The organism is Citrobacter sp. Cpo065, from assembly GCF_030332805.1.
Lineage (GTDB): Bacteria > Pseudomonadota > Gammaproteobacteria > Enterobacterales > Enterobacteriaceae > Citrobacter > Citrobacter portucalensis.
The window spans coordinates 102502-123695 of record NZ_JAOWHC010000020.1; the positions used below are offsets into that span (position 1 = coordinate 102502).

General features: G+C 50.5%; 19 protein-coding genes and 1 tRNA gene. 9 read left to right on the forward strand and 11 right to left on the reverse strand.

Annotated elements, in window-relative coordinates; translation table 11 throughout:
- Positions 1-25: 25 nt before the first annotated feature.
- Together OGY68_RS03365 and OGY68_RS03370 are read right to left on the reverse strand one after the other, a co-directional pair.
- Positions 26-928: a carboxylate/amino acid/amine transporter gene (locus tag OGY68_RS03365; protein WP_003827166.1), complete on the reverse strand. Its 903-nt coding sequence runs from the start codon at positions 926-928 to the stop codon at positions 26-28.
- 25 nt (positions 929-953) lie between these two features.
- Positions 954-1898, reverse strand: a complete 945-nt coding sequence (locus OGY68_RS03370; RefSeq protein ID WP_057066458.1) for a LysR substrate-binding domain-containing protein — start codon at positions 1896-1898, stop codon at positions 954-956.
- A gap of 146 nt (positions 1899-2044) precedes the next feature.
- Here OGY68_RS03370 and OGY68_RS03375 point away from each other — a divergent pair, with 146 nt between their 5' ends.
- A complete protein-coding gene (locus OGY68_RS03375; RefSeq protein WP_057066449.1) occupies positions 2045-2821 on the forward strand; it encodes an SDR family NAD(P)-dependent oxidoreductase in 777 nt (258 codons plus the stop codon).
- Positions 2822-2860: 39 nt separating this feature from the next.
- Here the strand turns inward: OGY68_RS03375 and OGY68_RS03380 are convergent, their stop codons facing one another.
- Both OGY68_RS03380 and OGY68_RS03385 read right to left on the reverse strand, forming a co-directional pair.
- Positions 2861-3151 (reverse strand): putative quinol monooxygenase, encoded by a 291-nt coding sequence (locus OGY68_RS03380; RefSeq protein WP_162623446.1) that lies wholly within the window; start codon positions 3149-3151, stop codon positions 2861-2863.
- A 16-nt stretch (positions 3152-3167) separates the two neighbouring features.
- Positions 3168-4175, reverse strand: a complete 1008-nt coding sequence (locus tag OGY68_RS03385; protein WP_057066448.1) for a zinc-binding alcohol dehydrogenase family protein — start codon at positions 4173-4175, stop codon at positions 3168-3170.
- Between the two features lie 238 nt (positions 4176-4413).
- Between OGY68_RS03385 and OGY68_RS03390 the strand changes: the two genes are divergently transcribed.
- Entirely contained in the window at positions 4414-5316 is a 903-nt protein-coding gene (locus OGY68_RS03390) for a LysR family transcriptional regulator (protein ID WP_020996048.1), read from the forward strand.
- Between the two features lie 36 nt (positions 5317-5352).
- Here the strand turns inward: OGY68_RS03390 and OGY68_RS03395 are convergent, their stop codons facing one another.
- From OGY68_RS03395 to OGY68_RS03405, 3 genes are all read right to left on the reverse strand, one after another.
- A complete protein-coding gene (locus tag OGY68_RS03395; protein WP_149617768.1) occupies positions 5353-6849 on the reverse strand; it encodes a C69 family dipeptidase in 1497 nt (498 codons plus the stop codon).
- 342 nt (positions 6850-7191) lie between these two features.
- Complete coding sequence (locus OGY68_RS03400; protein ID WP_003827183.1) at positions 7192-7656, reverse strand: YqeJ family protein; 465 nt, start codon at positions 7654-7656, stop codon at positions 7192-7194.
- Positions 7653-8426, reverse strand: coding sequence for a winged helix-turn-helix domain-containing protein (locus OGY68_RS03405; RefSeq protein WP_020996049.1), 774 nt, complete (start codon positions 8424-8426; stop codon positions 7653-7655). Before OGY68_RS03405 ends, OGY68_RS03400 begins: the two co-directional genes overlap by 4 nt.
- Positions 8427-9003: 577 nt before the next feature.
- Between OGY68_RS03405 and OGY68_RS03410 the strand changes: the two genes are divergently transcribed.
- Complete coding sequence (locus OGY68_RS03410; RefSeq protein ID WP_032945410.1) at positions 9004-9621, forward strand: helix-turn-helix transcriptional regulator; 618 nt, start codon at positions 9004-9006, stop codon at positions 9619-9621.
- Positions 9622-9696: 75 nt separating this feature from the next.
- The gene (misL, locus tag OGY68_RS03415) at positions 9697-12501 is read left to right on the forward strand and encodes an intestinal colonization autotransporter adhesin MisL (protein WP_057066446.1); all 2805 of its coding nucleotides are present in this window, start codon (positions 9697-9699) and stop codon (positions 12499-12501) included.
- Positions 12502-12615: 114 nt separating this feature from the next.
- On the opposite strand, the gene OGY68_RS03420 is transcribed toward misL, so the two are convergent.
- Positions 12616-12990 carry a Rap1a/Tai family immunity protein gene (locus OGY68_RS03420; protein WP_057066445.1) on the reverse strand — a complete coding sequence of 125 codons (375 nt, stop codon included), beginning with the start codon at positions 12988-12990 and terminating at the stop codon, positions 12616-12618.
- Positions 12991-13324: 334 nt separating this feature from the next.
- On the opposite strand from OGY68_RS03420, the gene OGY68_RS03425 reads away from it, so the two are divergent.
- Positions 13325-13672, forward strand: a complete 348-nt coding sequence (locus OGY68_RS03425) for a hypothetical protein (RefSeq protein WP_286579988.1) — start codon at positions 13325-13327, stop codon at positions 13670-13672.
- Between the two features lie 87 nt (positions 13673-13759).
- Here OGY68_RS03425 and OGY68_RS03430 read toward each other — a convergent pair whose 3' ends face one another.
- Positions 13760-14050, reverse strand: coding sequence for a SymE family type I addiction module toxin (locus OGY68_RS03430; RefSeq protein WP_057066443.1), 291 nt, complete (start codon positions 14048-14050; stop codon positions 13760-13762).
- A 136-nt stretch (positions 14051-14186) separates the two neighbouring features.
- On the opposite strand from OGY68_RS03430, the gene OGY68_RS03435 reads away from it, so the two are divergent.
- Positions 14187-14381, forward strand: coding sequence for a toxin-antitoxin system HicB family antitoxin (locus OGY68_RS03435; protein WP_008786495.1), 195 nt, complete (start codon positions 14187-14189; stop codon positions 14379-14381).
- A gap of 8 nt (positions 14382-14389) precedes the next feature.
- On the opposite strand, the gene OGY68_RS03440 is transcribed toward OGY68_RS03435, so the two are convergent.
- Positions 14390-14956 carry a DUF6680 family protein gene (locus tag OGY68_RS03440; protein ID WP_057095090.1) on the reverse strand — a complete coding sequence of 189 codons (567 nt, stop codon included), beginning with the start codon at positions 14954-14956 and terminating at the stop codon, positions 14390-14392.
- 108 nt (positions 14957-15064) lie between these two features.
- A tRNA-Sec gene (locus OGY68_RS03445) sits at positions 15065-15159 on the reverse strand.
- Between the two features lie 290 nt (positions 15160-15449).
- Here OGY68_RS03445 and OGY68_RS03450 point away from each other — a divergent pair.
- The 3 genes from OGY68_RS03450 (at position 15450) to OGY68_RS03460 (ending at position 21171) form a co-directional block, all read left to right on the forward strand.
- A complete protein-coding gene (locus OGY68_RS03450) occupies positions 15450-16832 on the forward strand; it encodes a glycoside-pentoside-hexuronide family transporter (protein ID WP_048215282.1) in 1383 nt (460 codons plus the stop codon).
- Between the two features lie 10 nt (positions 16833-16842).
- Complete coding sequence (yicI, locus tag OGY68_RS03455; protein WP_057066893.1) at positions 16843-19161, forward strand: alpha-xylosidase; 2319 nt, start codon at positions 16843-16845, stop codon at positions 19159-19161.
- Positions 19162-19617: 456 nt separating this feature from the next.
- On the forward strand, positions 19618-21171 hold the full coding sequence (locus OGY68_RS03460; protein WP_057066891.1) for a BglG family transcription antiterminator: 1554 nt from the start codon (positions 19618-19620) through the stop codon (positions 21169-21171).
- Positions 21172-21194 lie beyond the last annotated feature (23 nt).

Below are 21194 nucleotides of genomic sequence, written 5' to 3' on the forward strand. Positions count from 1 at the left end.
TGACCTTTTGCCGCGCCGGTTGGTGTTAAACCGCTCTGGCGCGGCGACGTGAGTCCATTGAGATAAGTATTACCGAAGAGAGGATCAAAAGCGTGCCCAGCCAGTCTGGCAGGGTAAAGGTAATACCTAACAGCAGCAGGGACAGCAACGCGCTGCTCAACGGTTCCGCGCAGCTTAAAATGCTCGCTTTCGGTCCGCCAATCATCTGCGCGCCTTTCAGGTACAGGCTAAACGTCAGCGACGTGCCGATGACCACCAGATAGAAAAACGCCAGAATCAAACTGCCATTCACCACGAAATTAGTGCCCTGTCCGGCATAAAACGGCAGCAGGATCATGCCGCCGATTAACATACTCCAGCCGACGACCGGCAGCGTGCCGTAGCGCGCGATAAGCGTTGAGGGGTAGGTGGTGTAGAACGCGGCGGCAAACGCCGAGGCAATTCCCCAGAACAGCGCGGCAGGTGAGATAGACAGCGACGTCGGGTTACCGTGGGTGACCAGCAAGAAGGTGCCGATAAGCGAGGTGAAGATCGCAGTCAGCACTAAAATCCCCGGTCGTGCTTTGCGCACCACGGAAAACCACGCCACGATTATGGTCGGTGACAAAAATTGCAGCACCGTCGCGGTGGCGGCGTTGGATTTTTCAATAGTCAGCAGAAAGGTTAGCTGTACGGTGAGCGCCCCAACCACGGAAAAAATCAGCAGGCTGATGGCGTCTTTGCGGTTTTTGATAATGGAGAACACTTTGTCGCCGTGAACGAAAGAGAGCATCAGCAGAATGAGCCCGGCAAAAATCAGGCGCGTCATGGTCAAAAACTGCGACGACATCTGGCTTTGCTCCATGATGTATTGCGCGCAAACGCCTGAACTTCCCCACAATACGGCGGCAATCAGGACGTTCATCATCCCTCTTCTGGTGGAACTCATCTTTCCCTCGGCATGTTGTTTTGTTTTATTTGTGTGCAGGCATCATAGCAGAGATGGTTGTGATTTCTGCCAGCACATCCGCAATCAGCCAGTCATTAAAGACTTTTACCTCCGGGCGCATTACCGCGTGCTGTGGCGTAACAATGTAGTAAGACCATGCCAGAGGCCAGCGGGTGTTGGGATGAAGCTGAACCAGTTGTCCGTCTGTCAGTAGCTGCTGCACCAATGCCCTACGCACAATGGCGACACCTTGACCGCTGAGCGCCGCCAGAATCACTGCAGAGGTAGAGTTGATGTGCAATCCACTGTCGCGAACGGCAGGTGCCCGGGTGGCGGTCAGGACATCATTCCAGCCCGGGAAATTGGCGCCGGGGTGGGGAGTGTCATCATGGATAAGCTTCTGTGCGGCCAACCATTCTCCACAGGATATTTTATCTACTGGCACAATACGTGGGCTACAAACCAGAACCGCTTCTTCATCCATCAGCCAGGTTTTATTTACCCCAGGCCAGTCGCCTTTACCGCAACGTACGCCCAGATCCGCTTCGCCATGAGCAACATCCATCAGCTTTTCCGTCACGTTCAAGCGTAATTCTATGTTTTCATGCGCTTGTGAGAAACGATTGAGGCGGCTCATCAGCCAGTTCATCACCAGTACCTGAGAGGCCGTGATGATCACCACCGAGCGCGCCCGTCGGCCGCGTAACTTGTTCAGCCCAGATTCCAGACTATCCAGTCCCTGGGTTATCTCGCGCAACGCGTCCTGTGCTTCGCTGACCAGCGTGAGACGCTCTTTGCCTGAACGGGTTCGATGCAGCAGCGGGTGGCCAACCCAGTCTTCCAGCGCACGAACCAGTTGCCCAACGGCAGCCGGAGTGACCCCCAGTTCCTGCGCCGCACCAGTAAAACTGCCGTGGCGGGCTGTGGCCTCAAAAGCGTGTAACCATTTAAGTCGATTAAGCGAGCGCATCAGGTCATTTCCCGTTTTGTGAATATCTTCAGTATATGCCATCGAGATAGATTTTCTTTCTCGGTTCGCTATTTCTTCTCATTCGTCAGCGCCTCAGGGGAGTGGCATTGTTAGCGCATTAACGAATACTTGAAACGAGGCTAGCGATGAACACATTATTTGTCGGCAAAAAACTGTTAGTGGTGGGCGGTACCAGTGGTATCGGATTTGAAACCGCAAAACTGATCCTCCGGGGTGGTGGTCGAGTGGTGCTGGTTGGCAATCGTGCCGAGAAAGCGGAACGGGCCCGTCAGGCGTTGGTGGAGCTGGGTGACGTCTCTGTCATTGTGGCGGATCTGATGTCAGAAGCGGGCGTTAAGCAGGTGATGGCAACGGTGAATGCTGAGCACAAAGACATCAACCTGTTAGTAAATGCAGCTGGGGTTTTCTTCCCAAAACCTTTCACTGATCATGAAGTTGAAGATTATGAACTGTACATGAGTCTCAACCGCGCGACGTTTTTTATCACCCGCGATGTCGTGCGTAATATGGTGGCGGCTAACATCCAGGGTGCCATCGTGAATATTGGTTCGATGTGGGCGCAACAGGCAATTGGCGCAACACCTTCTTCAGCGTACTCAATGGCAAAAGCGGGCCTGCATGCATTAACTAAAAATCTGGCCATCGAGCTGGGGGCGAATGGGATCCGCGTCAATGCCGTTTCGCCAGCAGTCGTGCATACACCTATCTACGAAGGATTTATCCCGAAAGAAGACGTACAAGGTGTGATGAGCAGCTTTGACAGCTTCCATCCGATTGGTCGGGTTGGTACGCCGCGTGATGTGGCTGAATCCGTCGCGTTCCTGTTGTCAGACAAAGCGCAATGGGTAACTGGCGCTATCTGGGATGTGGATGGCGGTGTTATGGCCGGACGTAATGGCTGATGTAAATCCCCCGCATAGCTGCGGGGGAGCGTCGAGACATTAAGGCTCAATCGGCGTCAGATAATCCAGCCGTAGCGGTTCGGCTAGCAGATCGTTCATTTGTAGAATGAACGCCTGGAAATGTGGCAGAGCGATGTGCTCATCCAGACCGGCCTGACCGCGCCAGGATTCGCGCACGTAGAACACATCCGGCGTGTCGCGTAACTGGAACAGGGCATATTCAATATTGCCCGGCTCCCGGCGCGTGGGCAGCAGCAGAGCTTGTAGCGCCTGTTTCAGTGCGTCGATTTTCCCCGGTTTGGCTTTCAGTACCGCAATAATTGAAATCACGTCAGAATCAGACATGTTAAAACCCCTCCAGCACAATCTTGCCGACCGAGCGACCGGTTTCAATTTGCGTGTGGGCTTTTTGCAGATTTGCCGCGGTAATCGCGCCAAAATGTTTGCCCAGCGTGGTACGGAGGGTGCTGTCGTCGATCAGCTGCGCCACGCGGGTCAGTAACTGATGCTGCGCAATGATGTCGTGGGTGGTAAACATCGAACGGGTAAACATAAACTCCCAGTGCAGCGAAATGCTTTTGGCCTTCAGCGGGCGCGCATCGAGAGATTGAGGATCGTCAATCAGCGCCAGTTTGCCCTGCGGCGCCAGTGCGGCAATAATTTGCGAATAGTGCTGCTCGGTATTGTTCAGGCTGGCAACGTGCGTCACCTCTTTAATGCCTATCCGTGCCAGCTCTTCCGTCAACGGCTTGCTGTGGTCAATCACATGATGAGCGCCCGCTTCACGTACCCATTTCTGGCTCTGCGGACGCGATGCGGTACCGATGACGGTCATTTTGGTCAGCTTACTGGCCAGTTGCGTCAGAATAGAACCGACGCCGCCAGCCGCGCCAACAATCAATAAAACATCATCTTCATTGCCATTTTCCTCAACGCCCAGACGGTCGAACAGCATTTCCCAGGCGGTGATAGCGGTCAGTGGCAGCGCCGCAGCAGAAGCATTATCCAGTGTTTTTGGCTTCAGCGCGGTAATACGTTCATCAACCAGCTGAAATTCACTGTTACTGCCAGCGCGGCCGAGCGCTCCGGCGTACCAGACTTCATCACCGGGTGCGAACAGGGTGACGGCTTCGCCCACGGACTTCACCACGCCAACGGCGTCCCAGCCCAGCACACGCGGCACATCAGCGTTAAAACCTTCGCGGACCTTGGTATCAACGGGGTTGACGGAAATGGCTTTCACTTCAACCAGCAGATCGTGCCCGGTAGCAACTGGCATGGGCAGGTCAATCTCTTGTAAAAATTCAATGTTATTGCCGTCGGTCGCGGCGCGGGTAATGGCGATGGCTTTCATATTATCTCCGGTCACAGGAATCAGTTTATACCCGTCATACTTCAAGCCGCATGTGCGTTGGCTACGTTCGCTCACCCCAGTCACATAGTTTGCTATGCTCCTGGAGATTCACTCTCTTGCTGCCTTCATGCAACTCGAATTATTTAGGGTATATCTGTTGATATAATTTGATGGTAAACCGGTAACAGAACGGGAAAAATAGCCCTATGGCGACAGGACTTATACTCGGGGAGTGAAAATGTTCCGGCTTGAAGATCTCACGTTGTTTGTCCGCGCCGCGGCGCTGAATAGTTTTAGTGATGCTGCGCGCGAAGTCGGCGTTCAGCCTGCTCAGGTCAGTTCAGCTATCAAGCGCCTGGAGTCTACGTTGGCTATCCGCTTGTTCGCCCGCTCCACGCGCAGCCTGCGCCTGACGCCAGAAGGTGAAGTCTGGTTACCCTATGCCCGCCAGATGCTGGACGTAATGCATGCCGGGCTGCAAAAAATTCAGACCCCGGAAGATGAAGTGTCAGGCACGCTGCAAATCGCCGTGCCTTCCGATCTCGGTCGTAACCTGCTGCTGCCGGTCTTTCAGTCGTTTCGACGCCGCTATCCCGCGCTGCGCCTGCGGATTTTTTTCTCCGACCAGGTAACGGATGTCTTTAAAGACCCCGTCGATGTTGCGTTTCGCTATGGCAACACCGAAGACGCGTCCTACATTGCGCTGCCCGTTGCAGCGGGTAACCGACGCGTGCTGGTGGCATCACCGGAATGGGTTGAGCAAAACGGCGCGCCGCAAAAACTGGATGATTTAACACAGCTCAACGCCATGACTTTCGTATTACGCGGCCGCCTGCACGATCGCTGGACGTTTACGCGCAACGGCGAGGTCAGCAGTGTGCAGGTTAACGGCACCATTATGAGTGACGATGCGGAAGTGATCCGGCGCCTGGCGATTGCCGGAGAAGGTGTGGCGTACAAGTCGTGGCTGGATGTCAGCGAGGATGTGCGTGACGGTCGATTACAACTGCTGATGCCGGATTATCAGGGAGAGAAAGTCCCGCTGAATATGATTTGCCCGCATAGGAAGCAGCTTTCAACCGCGGTACGCCTTCTGCACGAGGCGGTGAAGGCACGGTGTGAAATGCTGGCGCAAAGCTAATAAGCGCTTTACGCCAGAATACTATCGCGTCGTTACTCAGTCTTTTTTCGTTGCATTCGCAAAGAAAATATCAGACTGAATGTCTTTAGTGCGGATGGTAAAGAGCTGATTAGTCAGATCTTCCGTCAGCTTCTCGGCGTCGGCCATGATGCGCAGGTTGAAGTCATTCAGCATCTTATCCGCGGCGGGTTTATCGGTTTTCGCCATCTTCAGATACTCTGCTTCGACCTCTTTTTGCTCCTTCGCCACTTTGTCTTCCCACGCTTTGTAGGCTTTTTTGACGATTGGTGCGAGCTTCGGATAATCGGTCATCGTCAGCGTTTGTAATTTACGATATTTCCAGTAGATAGACTGATCGTCCGCTTTATCGGTACCCATCGTGTAGTTAGCCGGATACGCTTTCAGACCGCTGTAGTACGGAACGAAGGCGGTGAGGTCAGCCATGCCCAGGCCAATGTAGGTCGTTTCACCAATCTCTTTTGGCAACCACGGACGGACCTGCATAACGTGCGCTTCATAGGTACGGAAAACGCTGACCGGACGCCATGGCTCTTTGCCGTTCAGACCGTTGGTGTACGGGTCATGGCTGGTCCCTTCATAGTGACTACGCAACACGGCCTTCACATCGTCCAGCGTCATTTTCTTCTCTGGCGTCATGAAGACCGGGAATTCGCGCCCTTTGGCTATATCCTGATTTACGGAAGGATTGAATTCTTTCTGGATGGTCCATACACGAGGGTCGTTATACGTGCGGTCACGCTCGTCATCACGGGTATAGGCTTTGGAGAAGTTGAATTTACCGTCTTTCGCCGGATCGTACAGCCCTTTTTCAGTCGCAAATTGAATCAGGTTTTTTGACGCCATCATGTCCGGACTTTTAGGATCGTAATCCTGTAAGCGGCCCTGATTACCGGTGGCAAAATACTGGTTATTCGGCAGACGCTGCGCCATCCACTGGTGGCCGCTACCGGTTTCCAGGTACCAGATCTCGTTATCGTCGACGACGGCAACGCCAAAACCTTCGCCTGCGCCGACGGTCTCAACGATATGGCCCAACAGCGCCACAGCTTCACGTGCGGTTTTACTTTGTGACAGCAGAATATCCGGGATATCGTCTTCGGTGATCCCTTTATCCTCAACGTACGGGTCGGCGGCCAGTGCTTTCGGTGAGGCAAAAATGGATTCTGTACCGCTCACGCCGACACCCAGCTCGTTAAATCCGGTCGCGCCGTGCAGTTGGGTTTTCCAGTTTGGGACAGTGGTATAACGCAGAGAGTTTTTCGGCAGTGGCCAGGTAAAATCATTCGCACCATTATGTGCTTTGGTGCTGTATACCCCGGTCTGATTTTGCTTTGCCGGATGAATGACAAAATGCTGTGCTTTCAGGGCATCGCTGTCTGCGCTACGGGCGACCAGCATGGAGCCGTCCGCTGATGCTTCGTTGCCGACCAGCAGGGTCGTACAAGCAAAACCTGATGAAACAATGGCCAAATTTATAGAAAGTGCAATCAGGCACTTTTTAAAAGTAAACATTACGTATCCCTCATATGTACGCCAAAAATACACCGGAAACACACCGTTTCCTGAAATGCGATAACGCCTGAACGCTCAGACATTGCTCGCGAGAGAGATAAACGCCCCTGCCCACGTCTTCTCCAAATATCCATCCGTAGGTTGAAGTCTTCTGGGCAAAATATAACGCCCATTTCGCTTAATTATTACGCAACGGATATTATGATATTCAGGATGTTTCCTGATTCGCGATGAAGAATAGCAATGGGTTATGTGTGGATTCAGTGACCCATGTCGCGTAAGTCAATGATGACAAATGTGAATTTCATTGAGGGGCCGTACTTTTTGTTTCCGGATATGACGCTACCTTTTGCGGCAATACAGCGAGGGCACATTGGAGCTGGCAAAAATCCATGCACCTTTATACTCCTCCATGACCAGGCTCAGGCTTCGTCCGCTTTGGCGGTAAAATCCAGGTAATGTGTCGTTAATATCCGCTTCATCAGCGGTGTCAGCGAAGGTTTTGACGACCTGCATCGCCTGTAGCACTCGGGCATCGCGCTTTTGGGTGTAGTTAAAATAGATGTTCCTGCTAATGTCTGAGGTATTACGCCCGTACAGTTTGCCGGTAATAGTGGCCAGGCCTTCACTGTTGTACATCCGAAACGATAACGTACCCGTAAAGCGGTTGCTGCCAATATTCCATTCCATGTTACCGATGCAATTCAGCGGTTTGTCGGCATAGCGTGAATGCCATAACCATCCGCCTGAACCGAGCACAGTAACCAGCCCGGCCACGAGCACTATAAGGTGGCGTGTTTTTTTCATTGCCCGCGCATCCAGTAATAATGAGTAGTACAAAATGCGTTAGCATCCACCCGTGCATCTTTATCACAGACAAATGCCACGATCCTTTCCGCTTTGCTGTAACCGGTAAGAAACACGTGCTTGTTGTTTTCACAGAGATAGGGATGTAACTGCATCAGATTGAAATAGCCTTGCTGGTCGTGTTCATTTGGTGAGTAATAGATTTTGCAATTTTGCCGCGATGGCGTCTGCATGGAAGCCTGGACAAATTTACTAAACGGCATAACAGGGCGCGTTTGATACCACACCAGCCAGATGATCAACGTGGCAATCACGACACTGGCGCTAAATAAAACCTCAAACCAGGGTATCTGCGTCGTTTGTTGTGGTGTCGAAGGAATTATCTTTGCGGGGGGGATTTCTTCAATAACCGGCGGCGGGGAAACTTCACTCTGTTGAAGCGTTATTGTCTCTACTTGCGTATTCTCATTTAATCTGAGCCCGCGTCGGGAAATAGTTTTCACCGTATCACGAGGTAACCCCACGTCCGCCAGCGCGTTTCGTAGCGTCAGAATAGCCTGGTAAAATGTGTTGGTGGTGGTCACATTATTTCTTTCACCCCAACCAATTGTCATCAACGTGTTCTGGGAAACAATGTCACTTGCGTGAGTAATTAAATAGAGAAAACAGAGCGAGGCAGGGAGCTGGAGCTGAATTGCTCGCCCGGTCTGACGATTGACCAGACTTTTGCTATCAGGATTAAATTCGACCAACTGATTGATAAGGTACAATTGCCCAGCCCTCAGTAACCAAAACGAATCACAGCGTGTGCTAACGCATCCTTTAAATTTTACATCCAAATCGAAAATGCGCCTCACTCTTTGTTCATGAACGAAGATAAGAATTTCACCAGTTCATTAAAACATCTTTAAATACAACATGTTAGCAATCTTATTTCTTAGGTGAGAATTAACTAAGGTTAAATAATGAGAATTCATTACAGTTTTATCTGAATTATCTTTATATTTGTCCACAACATGACAAGGGTGATTGAGTTATCAGAATTACGTAATTAGTAAGTAACTTTTACGCAGGTTATTTTTTAGCAAATAGTGCTTTTTTACTGCTTATCCTGGAATCTGAATTTATGCATAAAATTCCTAATGCATAGGTTGTTATTCTGAGATAAAGCGTAAATAAGCTTAGCGCAATCGTATTACTCACAGACCATACATATTAGTGCATCAGGAGTTTATTACATTTTATTAGCGCCACTGTTATTAACTGACAAGGAACGTACTACGTGTTGGATTGACACATTTATTTACCAATGAAATATTTATGGAAAAATAACAGGAGTCATTTTTGATGAAGAGATCACCGTCACAGACTGTTCGTTGCATAAGCTGTGAATTATCCTGTCAATTATTTCCGGATACTGCGGTTCGTGCCAGTTACTGTCACCGTGCCGCATTTGCGATCTGGCCTGAGGGGAATGGCTTTCTGCAAAAAGGAATTATTGAAAAACTTCTGCTTAATAATCAAAACCATTTGTCGCGTGGGTTTATTTTTGTGGACTTTTCTTTCCCGAATCTGCGCCTGTTTGCCGACCCGCAATGGGTTGACCGGCTTGCCTACAGCGGTATGCATATTGTGTTGATAGCAGACAGGAACCTGGCGCCGTTAGCCAACTACTGGCTGTCCAAAAGCAATAAAATACAAGGGATTATATATTCTGATGATGATGACGAAGTTCAACATCAGAAAATTAGGCGACTCTTTACTGGTCATCTCGCTAACAGCAAACGTGGACGCTCACTTAACTATACTGAAATGATATTACTGAAGCGTTTTGTGTCAGGGAAAAGTATTCAGCAAATTACCAAAATAGATAATATCGATATTAAGAAAATATATGTCTACAAGCTCAGGCTTGAAGATAAGTTAGGCCATAGTATTCATCAAATATTGTCGAATATTTTATAGCGTATTTTTGAGTTTTATTATTTTCACATCCTTGTGATGTGGTGGACGCTCTACGCCTGAAAGCAGGAGGCTAATATGCCAAATCCCAAATCTTATTCTCGTATTGCCGTAGCGGTTTCAGCCGCATTAACCTCTATGGTATTTTCAGCTCAAGCGGCATGGGTTGACGTTGATAGTCTACCCTCCACCGGACTGGTTAGCAGTCTGCCCCCGGAATTGCAGGCAATAATTCCAGCGCAGGCAAATGCCAGTTTCGCTAAAACCAGCGCCATGCCGAATTATGTTTATCAATGGAGTGCGGGCACGATTCCCGTTTATGGCAATGGATTAACGATTAATGGACCCGGCGCTGAAGCTTTTGAGCACTCTGTTACCGTTATTCAGAACAGTACAACGGGTAGTCCGGGCGTTATTTTTGGGGATGACCTGACGATTCGCACGCAGTCGAAGAATGCCGCCAATAATGGTAAAGATGTTGACGGTATCCGCACGCACGGGGCCAATACGCCGGATAACCCGGTCTTTATCATCACCGGGGATCGCACCAGTATTTATGTGGACGGTCAGGATGGTGACGGTATTAACGCAGGTTACAACTCCTATAGCCAGGGTTGGAAGGGCTCGGCCAGCATTTACGTCGGCGACGATCTGTATATTCAAACCACCGGTTCCCAGGGACGTGGTATCACGGCAAACGCGATGAAAGACGCCACGCAGGCCAAAAATACAATTGTGGTCGGCGACCGGGCACACATTGTGACGACAGGTGACAGTTCAGAGGGTCTTCGCACCGGGCAGAGCGGTTCCTCGATACTGCTTGGCAATGACGCCACCATTGAGACTTCGGGTGCTTCTTCAACGGGGATTTATGCCGCCTCATCGTCCAAAACGGAACTGGGCAACAACGCGACGATTACGGTCAACGGCGTCAGCGCTCATGCGGTTTATTCCACCAACGCGACCGTGAATCTCGGTGAAAACGCAACGATCAACGTGAACAGTTCGGCGAAAGCGGCGTCATACAGCAAAGCGCCACGCGGCCTGTATGCGACTTCACGCGGGGCGATAAACCTGGCAGGCGGTGCCGCCATTACCATGGCGGGCGATCACAGCAACGAAAGTTATGCCATCAGTACTGAAACGGGCGGCATCGTAGACGGTTCTACTGGCGGGCGTTTTCTTATCGACGGCGATCTTCATGCCGCTGGCGCGACTGCTGCAACCAGCAGCCTGCCGCAGCAAAACAGTACCATTAAGCTCAACATGACCGACAACTCGTTGTGGAGCGGTGCGTCATACATCACCAGCGCCACTGCCGGGACGGGCGTTATCTCGCTGCAAATGAGCGACGCGACCTGGAACATGACTAACAGTTCAACGCTCACCGACCTGACGCTGAACGGCGGGTCAGTGGTGAACTTTGGGCATGCTGACGGCGAACCGTGGCAGACGCTTACCATCAATGAAGATTTTACCGGGAACGGCGGCAAACTGGTTTTCAATACTGTCCTGAATGACGATACCTCCGAAACCGACAAGCTGAAAGTGCTCGGCAACACCGCGGGTAATGCGTTTGTGGCGGTGAATAACATTGGCGGAACCGGGGCGCAGACCATTGAAGGTATTGAGATCATCGAAGTGGCCGGTAATTCTGATGGTACTTTTGAGAAAGCGGGCCGTATTGTTGCCGGAGCGTACGACTATAACGTGGTGCAGAAAGGCAGTAACTGGTATCTGACCAGCTTTATTCCTGCTCCGCCGGATCCGGAAGACCCGGACCCCGTCGATCCGCATGACCCGGACCCTGTTGATCCGGACCCGGTTGACCCTATTGATCCAGACCCGGTCGATCCTGTAGACCCGATTATCCCTGAGCCGGAAGAACCTGTTGCGCCTCCTGTCACTGAGCAGCAATACCGTCCGGAAGCAGGCAGTTATCTGGCGAACAACTATGCGGCTAACACGCTGTTTATGACCCGACTGCACGATCGTCTGGGTGAAACGCAGTACGTCGATATGCTGACAGGCGAGAAGAAAGTTACCAGCCTGTGGATGCGTAACGTTGGGGCGCATACCCGCTTCAAAGACGGTAGCGGGCAGTTGAAAACCCAAAGCAACAGCTATGTGATGCAGCTAGGCGGCGACCTGGCGCAGTGGAGTAGCGACGGTCTTGACCGCTGGCACCTCGGCGCGATGGCCGGTTATGCCAACAGCCAGAACCGCACGCAGTCCAGCCTGACCGGCTACCATTCACGTGGCCAGGTCACCGGTTACAGCGTGGGGCTGTATGGCACATGGTATGCCAATGACGCCGACAAGACCGGCACCTACGTGGATACCTGGGCGCTGTACAACTGGTTTGATAACAAAGTGATGGGCCAGGAGCAGGCAGCAGAGAAATACAAATCCAGCGGGATAACCGCTTCGGTTGAAGCCGGTTACAGCTTCAAACTGGGCGAAAGCGAGCGCAACAGCTACTGGCTGCAACCGAAAGCGCAAGTGGTATGGATGGACGTGCAAGCCGACAGTCACCGCGAAGCGAACGGTACCCGCGTGAAGGACAACACCGATGGCAACCTGATGACCCGTCTGGGTGTGAAAGCCTTTATCAACGGGCACAACGCCATCGACGACGGTAAATCTCGCGAGTTCCAGCCGTTTGTTGAAGCCAACTGGATCCACAATACGCAGACAACCAGCGTGAAGATGGACGATGTGAGCAACGACATGCGCGGCACCAAAAACATCGGCGAGCTGAAAGTCGGCGTTGAAGGTCAAATCACTCCGCGCCTCAACGTGTGGAGCAACGTGGCCCAACAGGTCGGTGATAAAGGCTACAGCGATACCCGCGGTATGCTCGGCGTGAAATATAACTTCTAATGTAATGCAGTAATGTAAAAGCCGCTGATTAACCGATCGGCGGCTTTATTTTTTCTGGGAATCGTAGGCCGGATAAGCGTTAGCGCCATCCGGCAACACAAGCAAAGTGCAGCGCTAGCTATTACTATTTTTGCTACAAGCAAGTTCTTTGCCTAAAGCGATCATGGCCAACTCAGAAGGACTGTATTTTGTCCGTTCTTTTGGATGGGTCTGGAGGTAATTACCAACAATATCAGCTTCCTGTCCAATGGTTATGCTCTCATTACAGATGATTTTTTCTTTTGACAGTGTCCCCGCTACACCGGCAACAAAAGACATATACATCACTGCTGTCTGTTCATCCCGAACGTTCAAATAATCAAAACCTTTCTCATACAACTGATAGCCGTGATATAGCGAGTTGCCGTCGATATTCAATGTCGATTTTGCCAGCACAGGTGTTGAAAAACAGAGCAATAACAAGACAGGAATGGCAATTTTACTGATCATATGAGCACCAGCCGCCCTTATGGTGTGAGCCAGTACCGCCGTGCGGGTGTTCTCCTTTCGGGCATGCGAAAACAGTGGATGATGCGGTGATAGTGACGAGAGCGATAATCATCGCCATAAATACGTTTTTCATTAGTCGTCCATTGTTGCAATTATTTATAAATAAAAATACACATATCATTTAAGCTGAGATGGTATTGTGCCTGTCAATTTAATTGACATTATAATGCGTGTTTCACTGTGATGTCATTTATACCTTGTGGCATAGGCTATCAGGAGAGTGTTTTGAATATGATGTTCAGTGTATGGTATGAGACAATTAAAATGAGTGTATATGAATAGTCTAACAACAGGAAAACATGCACGTGTACACGCGCTACGCCTGGGATATGAGGAATTTCCAGATGAGAATGCTTATGGCGGTGCATATTATATTAAAGATGGTCTGAAATGGATATTTACTATTGTAGGGCTAAAGAAACATTTAGGTATCTATAATGATGATGATTTACGCAATGAGAAATATGATGTAGATACCTATTATCGTCTAGAGTCAGAGTCAGAGCCAGAGCCAGAAGATAATGAAATGCAATCGCTATACGATGATTTGAAGATAAGTGACGGTGAGCCTGTTTATCTGGAAGGGGGGATGTACCTTTATCCCGATGGCTCTATTCGGTGATTCATTTGATAGCGTAGGCCGGATAAACGTTATCGCCATCCGGCACCAGGTGAACCTGTAAGTACCGCTTGCAGGTTCAGCCGTACTTCACTGAAGAGTCGCCAGCGTGCTCTCAATTCTTTTTAACTTCTGATTGGCCTCTTTCAGCTTATCCTGCAACCGTTGCTCCTGCTCGCCATAGACCATCAGGACGATACAGCCATTCATCACTTTTACGGTAATCTGTTGCCCGGTATCAAACCCCGCTTCGCGTAGCCACTTGCCGGAAAGAATAATTTTGGGTGTAGATTTGTCGAAAACATTAGGGCGGTATCCCACAATTACCGAACGCTCGGTTCCGGATTGGTCGGTGTCTGGGGTAGAATGCGAATCAGCCATAATCAACTCCTTGATAGTTGATGAGGTTAGCTCTCGTCGGGTACTGCGAATACCAGGCGAGGGCGTTATAAATCAGGTCGTCAGATATAAAAGGTACGTACCTGGTTGGTGGTATACTGCTCTTATAGGTACGTACATGTCAACAGCTAAACGCGATCCAAATCAGTCTAAATCCGGAAAAGCACCAACTTTCCAGATTCGCATCACACCCGAGTTAAAGGCGCAGTTCGAGGCTGCGGCAAAGGCCGAAGGGATGAGTTTGGGGAATTGGCTCAAAACTTTAGGGAGAAAGGAGTTGGAACGGTTAGGTATTGAGCCACAGGATAAATAGTGAATAGATTAATTGCCCTGTCTTGCGGGAATATTTATAATTTCCATTTTTAGGGCATTTTCTCCTGAGAATATTGCAGCCAACCCCTGTCTAATTTTTAATTTATCGTTTTCTATTTCCCCGTGGGCCATAGATGAATATATGGCTGTTTGTAATTGAACTCGCTCAAAATCATAGCCAATATCTGTCGCTATCTCTGATAGCAAGTCTAGAAAAAGATTGTTGCTTGTTTGGTTCCATATGGTGCCAGATGCATTATCATTATCAGGGTAAGATGTATTTAAATGTGCAAAGTAAAGTTTCCACGAAGATAATACTTTACTTTCAGAATCGCTTCTCTTGGTTCTTCCTCTTTTTATTTTTCCGTAAAATGCTAAGTCGATCATATTTAATGCGCGAACATGTTCATTAGACAGTCGAGAGTTCTGAGATCGAGTAGCCATAAGTTGCTTGAATATATCAATTTTTAATGATTTTTTCTGAGAATACCTTTCTATAAATTTCTGTGTCTGAATGGCTAATAATGGGCTAATTACAGTAGCAGCAATGGCCATGATCGTAAGGGCAGTGCTCATATGGGATTCTCGTTAATCATAAATGAAAATAGATATTGTGGGCGAGAATTATAAAAGCATGCATATGCTGAGAATATATGGCAAACGGCTGGGATGATATGAGAATTTTGGCGGAAGATCACAGGAGTCGAACCTGCCCGGGACCGCTGGCGGCCCCAACTGGATTTGAAGTCCAGCCACCTCACCGGAGATGACGATCTTCCGCGCCTCGATTGCTACATGGAGGCGGGGCGCATTATAGCTACTTCCAAACGTTTCCACACCCCCTCACTCACTTTTTTAACTTCCGTTTCTCCATACCATGACCAGTTTCAAATAAATCCCCGCAAAATCCATTACTTACACTTAGACACATTTTTTGACGCTACTCTGATCACAGAAAACAAGAATCGTAATTTGATAACGAGATATCGGAATACCCGCGCTCACAGGGATGGTTTACAAGAACTGTAACCGGTATCAGTGCGTGTGAAAGTGCTAACAAGGATGCGTAATGAAAAGTGAGATTTTGTCCGTTAAAGAGAAGATTGGCTACGGCATGGGCGATGCCGCCAGCCACATCATCTTTGATAACGTTATGTTATATATGATGTTCTTCTATACCGATATTTTTGGTATCCCGGCCGGTTTTGTCGGCACGATGTTCTTACTGGCTCGCGCGCTGGATGCTATCTCAGACCCTTGCATGGGACTGCTCGCCGACCGCACCCGTTCACGCTGGGGGAAATTCCGCCCGTGGGTGCTGTTTGGCGCTCTGCCATTTGGTCTGGTCTGTGTGCTCGCCTACAGCACGCCGGATCTCAGCCTGCACGGCAAAATGATTTATGCCGCAATCACCTACACGCTGCTGACCCTGCTTTATACCGTGGTGAATATTCCCTACTGCGCGCTGGGCGGTGTGATAACCAATGACCCAACGCAGCGTATCTCCCTGCAGTCATGGCGCTTTGTGCTGGCGACGGCGGGCGGCATGCTCTCCACCGTGCTGATGATGCCGCTGGTGAATCTGATTGGCGGTGAAAATAAAGCGCTGGGCTTCCAGGGCGGGATTGCCGTGCTTTCGGTTGTGGCGTTCCTGATGCTGGCGTTTTGCTTCTTTACTACCAAAGAACGTGTGGAAGCGCCGCCGAGCAGCAACTCAATGCGTGAAGACCTGCGCGACATCTGGCAGAACGACCAATGGCGTATCGTCGGCCTGCTGACCATCCTCAACATCCTTGCCGTCTGCGTTCGCGGCGGGGCGATGATGTATTACGTCACCTGGATTCTGGGTACCCCGGAAGTGTTTGTCGCCTTCCTCACCACCTATTGCGTCGGCAATCTTATCGGCTCTGCGCTGGCAAAACCGCTGACTGACTGGAAATGCAAAGTCAGCGTCTTCTGGTGGACGAACGCCCTGCTGGCGGTCGTCAGTCTGGCAATGTTCTTTGTGCCGATGCACGCAAATCTCACCATGTTCGCCTTCATCTTCGTGATTGGCGTACTGCATCAGCTCGTGACGCCAATCCAGTGGGTGATGATGTCCGACACCGTTGATTACGGCGAGTGGTGTAACGGAAAACGTCTGACGGGGATCAGCTTCGCGGGCACGCTGTTCGTGCTCAAGCTGGGTCTGGCGCTCGGCGGGGCGATGATCGGCTGGATGCTGGCGGGCGGCGGTTACGATGCCGCAGCGAAAACCCAGAATAGCGCCACCATTAGCATCATTATCGCATTGTTCACGATTGTCCCGGCTATTTGTTACCTGTTGAGTGCCGTGATTGCCAAACGCTTCTATACCCTGAAAACGCCGTATCTGACGGAAATCATGAGTCAGCTGGCTCAGGGTGCGCACCGCAATCAGCAGGATTTTTCGACGAAAGAATTACAGAACTAAGGAACCAATGATGAAAATTAGCGACGGAAACTGGCTGACGCAGCCTGGCCTGAATTTAACTCACCCGATTCAGGTATTCGAGGTCGAACAGCAGGGTAACGAGATGATTGTCTACGTTGCGCCGCGCGATGTGCGTGAACGTACCTGGCAACTGGATACTCCACTCTTCACCCTGCGCTTTTTCTCGCCACAGGAAGGCGTGGTTGGGGTGCGTATGGAACACTTCCAGGGTGCGTTGGATAACGGTCCGCACTATCCGCTGAACGTGCTGCAGGACGTCAACGTAGAGATACAAAACACCGTTGAATTTGCCGAACTGAAAAGCGGAAATTTGAGCGTGCGGGTCACTAAAGGCGAGTTCTGGTCGCTGGATTTCCTGCGTAACGGCGAACGTATTACCGGCAGCCAGCTGAAAAATAACGGCTACGTGCAGGACACCAACAGCGGGAAAAACTATATGTTTGAACGCCTGGATCTGGGCGTTGGCGAAACGGTGTACGGTCTGGGCGAGCGCTTTACTGCGCTGGTACGTAACGGCCAGACGGTGGAAACATGGAACCGCGATGGCGGCACCAGTACCGAGCAGTCTTACAAGAACATCCCGTTTTATCTCACCAACCGTGGTTACGGCGTGCTGGTAAACCATCCGCAGTGCGTGTCGTTTGAAATTGGCTCTGAGAAAGTGTCAAAAGTGCAGTTCAGCGTTGAAAGCGAGTATCTGGAATATTTCGTCATCGACGGCCCTACGCCGAAAGCGGTGCTGGATCGCTATACCCGCTTTACCGGTCGTCCGGCGCTGCCGCCAGCCTGGTCATTCGGTTTGTGGCTGACTACATCGTTCACCACTAATTACGATGAAGCGACGGTGAACAGTTTTATCGACGGGATGGCCGAGCGCAATCTGCCGCTGCACGTCTTCCATTTCGACTGCTTCTGGATGAAAGCCTTCCAGTGGTGCGACTTTGAGTGGGATCCGGTGACCTTCCCTGACCCGGAAGGTATGATCCGCCGCCTGAAAGAGAAAGGGCTGAAGGTCTGCGTATGGATAAATCCTTATATCGGCCAGAAATCCCCACTGTTCAATGAACTGAAAGAGAAAGGTTATCTGCTCAAGCGCCCGGACGGCTCCCTGTGGCAATGGGATAAATGGCAGCCGGGCCTGGCGATTTATGACTTTACCAATCCTGAAGCCTGCGAGTGGTATGCCAACAAGTTGAAAGGTCTGGTGGATATCGGCGTTGATTGCTTCAAAACTGACTTTGGTGAACGCATTCCTACTGACGTTCAGTGGTTTGACGGTGCCGATCCGCAGAAAATGCACAACCATTATGCGTACATCTACAACGAACTGGTATGGAACGTGCTGAAAGAGACCGTCGGTGAAGAAGAGGCAGTGCTGTTCGCCCGTTCGGCCTCAGTGGGTGCGCAACAGTTCCCGGTGCACTGGGGCGGCGACTGCTACGCCAACTATGAATCGATGGCCGAAAGCCTGCGTGGCGGGTTGTCCATTGGTCTGTCCGGCTTTGGTTTCTGGAGTCACGATATTGGCGGCTTTGAGAATACCGCCCCGGCGCACGTCTACAAGCGCTGGTGTGCGTTCGGGCTGCTCTCCAGCCACAGCCGCCTGCACGGTAGTAAATCCTACCGTGTGCCATGGGCGTACGATGATGAATCCTGCGACGTGGTACGCTACTTCACTGAGCAGAAATGCCGCATGATGCCATACCTGTATCGCGAAGCGGCGCGCGCCAATGAACTCGGAACACCGATGATGCGCGCAATGATGCTGGAGTTCCCGGACGATCCGGCATGTGATTATCTCGACCGCCAGTACATGCTGGGCGATAGCGTGATGGTTGCGCCGGTGTTTAGCGAGGCGGGTGATGTGCAGTTCTATCTGCCGGAAGGACGCTGGACGCATCTGTGGCGTAACGACGAGGTGGTGGGCAGCCGTTGGCATAAGCAGCAGCATGACTTCCTGAGTCTGCCGGTTTATGTGCGCGACAATACACTGCTGGCGCTGGGCTGCAACAACCAGAAGCCGGACTACGCCTGGCACGAAGGGACGGCGTTCCAGCTGTTCCATCTGCAGGAGGGTCGGGAGGCGATTTGTGAAGTCCCGGCGGCTGACGGCTCGGTTATCTTCACGCTGAAAGCGACGCGCACGGATAATACCATCACCGTGCAAGGAAGTGGCGAAGCGCGTAACTGGACGCTGTGTCTGCGTAATATTACGCAGGTTAGCGGCGTGAAGGGCGGCTCGTCTGTGGGCAGTGAGTGGGGAACGGTTGTCACGCCGGATGCGGATGTGCTGACGATTACCCTGTAAGTAAATCTCAACGTGGGCTGGATGGCGACGCAATGCGTTTTATCCGGCCCACGCTGCGAGCAGCATTCCAGATCTGAAAATCCAAAACATCCTGAATTAAATTTTTATCTCCCCATATTTGCGAGCGATATCACTCTGAATCCCACGAAAAATGTGATCTGCGCCGTAAATATTTCACTATTTCCCGTTTTTGTCTTATTTCTGTCCGGAATACAGGACACGATTTAGTATTGTTGGCGCATCGTAGTCCTCTTATATTTATCATCACGGATTACACGTGGAGCATCAATGCTTCTTTATAACCTAAATAATTCGAGTTGCAGGAAGGCGGCGACGCAGCGAATCCCCTGAACGTACATAAGTACGTGACTGGGGTGAGCGAGGAAAGCCAACGCACATGCAGCTTGAAGTATGACGGGTATAGATATTTAATCTGGTATGTAATAAGGGTAAATAATGCAAATGATTACCTCGCGACAAAACAGATTATTAAAATTTCTTCTGTCTAAGAAGGAATATGTCACGCTGCTGAAAATTGCCGAATATTTATCTGTTTCAGAGAAAACTGTGCAGCGCGATCTGCGCTTACTGGAACCATGGTTATCAGAATGGAAAATAGCCATCGATAAACGTGCTGGTGCTGGGGTGATATTAAGTGCTGATAATATTACAGACCTTTTATATATGGACCAGTTATTAGGAACGGAGGGTGATGATGCTGACGGCATGATGAATAATTCACGGCGAGTCAAGATAGCTTCACAGTTATTAAGCGAAACGCCGCATGAAACGTCGATCAGTAAATTATCCGAACGTTATTTCATTAGTAGCGCATCGATTGTGAACGATCTGAAAGTAATTGAATCCTGGATTACCCCGTTGGGCCTGTCGTTGATTCGTAGTCAGAGCGGCACGCACATTGAAGGTAGCGAGAGCGGTGTGCGCCAGGCGATGGCATCGTTGATTAACGGCGTGATTAACCATAATGAACCCGGCAGCGTGATTTATTCACGCCTGGATCCGGGCAGTTATAAAGCGTTAGTGCATTACTTTGGCGAAGAAGACGTTTTATTTGTCCAGACGTTATTGCAGGAAATGGAGAACGACCTGTGTTGGTCTCTGGGCGAGCCTTATTACGTCAATATCTTTACCCATATTCTGATCATGATGTACCGCATCACGCGGGGCAATGCGCTTCCGAGAAAAGAAGAGAGCATCACTACCTGTGATGAGAACATATTTTCCATTGCCAGTCGCATGATTCAGCATATCGAAAAGCGCATTGCCCACCCGCTGCCGGAAGACGAAGTCTGGTTTATATATCAATACATTATCTCCTCGGGTGTGGTGATTGAAGAGCATAATGACGTGAGTGTGATTGGCCATATGCACTCCAGCGACGAAGCGCGCTTGATTACCCATCGGTTGATTGCCACCTTCGCCGAGATGGTCGACAGCGATCTTAGCCAGGACACGGCGCTGTATGACGGATTGCTGATCCACATTAAGCCGCTGATTAACCGACTGAACTACCAGATCCGCATTCGTAATCCGCTGCTGGAGGATATCAAAGGCGAGTTGCAGGACGTGTGGCGTCTGACCCAGTGTGCGGTGAATCGGGTGTTTAGCGGTTGGGGCGAGCGGGCCGTGTCGGAAGATGAAGTGGGATATTTAACCGTGCATTTTCAGGCCGCAATGGAGCGTCAGATAGCGCGTAAACGCGTACTACTGGTCTGTTCAACGGGTATCGGTACTTCTCACTTACTCAAAAGCCGTATTCTGCGCGCCTTTCCGGACTGGACTATCGTCGGCGTGGTGTCGGCAGGCAGCCTGCCCTCTGTACTGACGGACGATATTGAACTGGTGGTATCGACGATTAATTTACCCGCGGTTGCCATGCCGGTCGTGTATGTCACTGCCTTCTTCAATGATGCGGATATTAAGCGGGTAACAGAAACGGTTATTACGGAAAAATTACATCGGGCGACGTCGCTGGTCGTTGAAAATTAATGTCTGAACTCCATGAGGTATGA

What these genes read in the sequence shown, in the direction of transcription:
- OGY68_RS03365 (WP_003827166.1), bottom strand. Translation starts at nt 928, where the DNA reads ATGAGTTCCACCAGAAGAGGGATGATGAACGTCCTGATTGCCGCCGTA.
- OGY68_RS03370 (WP_057066458.1), bottom strand. Translation starts at nt 1,898, where the DNA reads ATGCGCTCGCTTAATCGACTTAAATGGTTACACGCTTTTGAGGCCACA.
- OGY68_RS03375 (WP_057066449.1), top strand. Translation starts at nt 2,045, where the DNA reads ATGAACACATTATTTGTCGGCAAAAAACTGTTAGTGGTGGGCGGTACC.
- OGY68_RS03385 (WP_057066448.1), bottom strand. Translation starts at nt 4,175, where the DNA reads ATGAAAGCCATCGCCATTACCCGCGCCGCGACCGACGGCAATAACATT.
- OGY68_RS03390 (WP_020996048.1), top strand. Translation starts at nt 4,414, where the DNA reads ATGTTCCGGCTTGAAGATCTCACGTTGTTTGTCCGCGCCGCGGCGCTG.
- OGY68_RS03395 (WP_149617768.1), bottom strand. Translation starts at nt 6,849, where the DNA reads ATGTTTACTTTTAAAAAGTGCCTGATTGCACTTTCTATAAATTTGGCC.
- OGY68_RS03400 (WP_003827183.1), bottom strand. Translation starts at nt 7,656, where the DNA reads ATGAAAAAAACACGCCACCTTATAGTGCTCGTGGCCGGGCTGGTTACT.
- OGY68_RS03410 (WP_032945410.1), top strand. Translation starts at nt 9,004, where the DNA reads ATGAAGAGATCACCGTCACAGACTGTTCGTTGCATAAGCTGTGAATTA.
- misL (WP_057066446.1), top strand. Translation starts at nt 9,697, where the DNA reads ATGCCAAATCCCAAATCTTATTCTCGTATTGCCGTAGCGGTTTCAGCC.
- OGY68_RS03420 (WP_057066445.1), bottom strand. Translation starts at nt 12,990, where the DNA reads ATGATCAGTAAAATTGCCATTCCTGTCTTGTTATTGCTCTGTTTTTCA.
- OGY68_RS03425 (WP_286579988.1), top strand. Translation starts at nt 13,325, where the DNA reads ATGAATAGTCTAACAACAGGAAAACATGCACGTGTACACGCGCTACGC.
- OGY68_RS03430 (WP_057066443.1), bottom strand. Translation starts at nt 14,050, where the DNA reads ATGGCTGATTCGCATTCTACCCCAGACACCGACCAATCCGGAACCGAG.
- OGY68_RS03435 (WP_008786495.1), top strand. Translation starts at nt 14,187, where the DNA reads ATGTCAACAGCTAAACGCGATCCAAATCAGTCTAAATCCGGAAAAGCA.
- OGY68_RS03440 (WP_057095090.1), bottom strand. Translation starts at nt 14,956, where the DNA reads ATGAGCACTGCCCTTACGATCATGGCCATTGCTGCTACTGTAATTAGC.
- OGY68_RS03450 (WP_048215282.1), top strand. Translation starts at nt 15,450, where the DNA reads ATGAAAAGTGAGATTTTGTCCGTTAAAGAGAAGATTGGCTACGGCATG.
- yicI (WP_057066893.1), top strand. Translation starts at nt 16,843, where the DNA reads ATGAAAATTAGCGACGGAAACTGGCTGACGCAGCCTGGCCTGAATTTA.
- OGY68_RS03460 (WP_057066891.1), top strand. Translation starts at nt 19,618, where the DNA reads ATGCAAATGATTACCTCGCGACAAAACAGATTATTAAAATTTCTTCTG.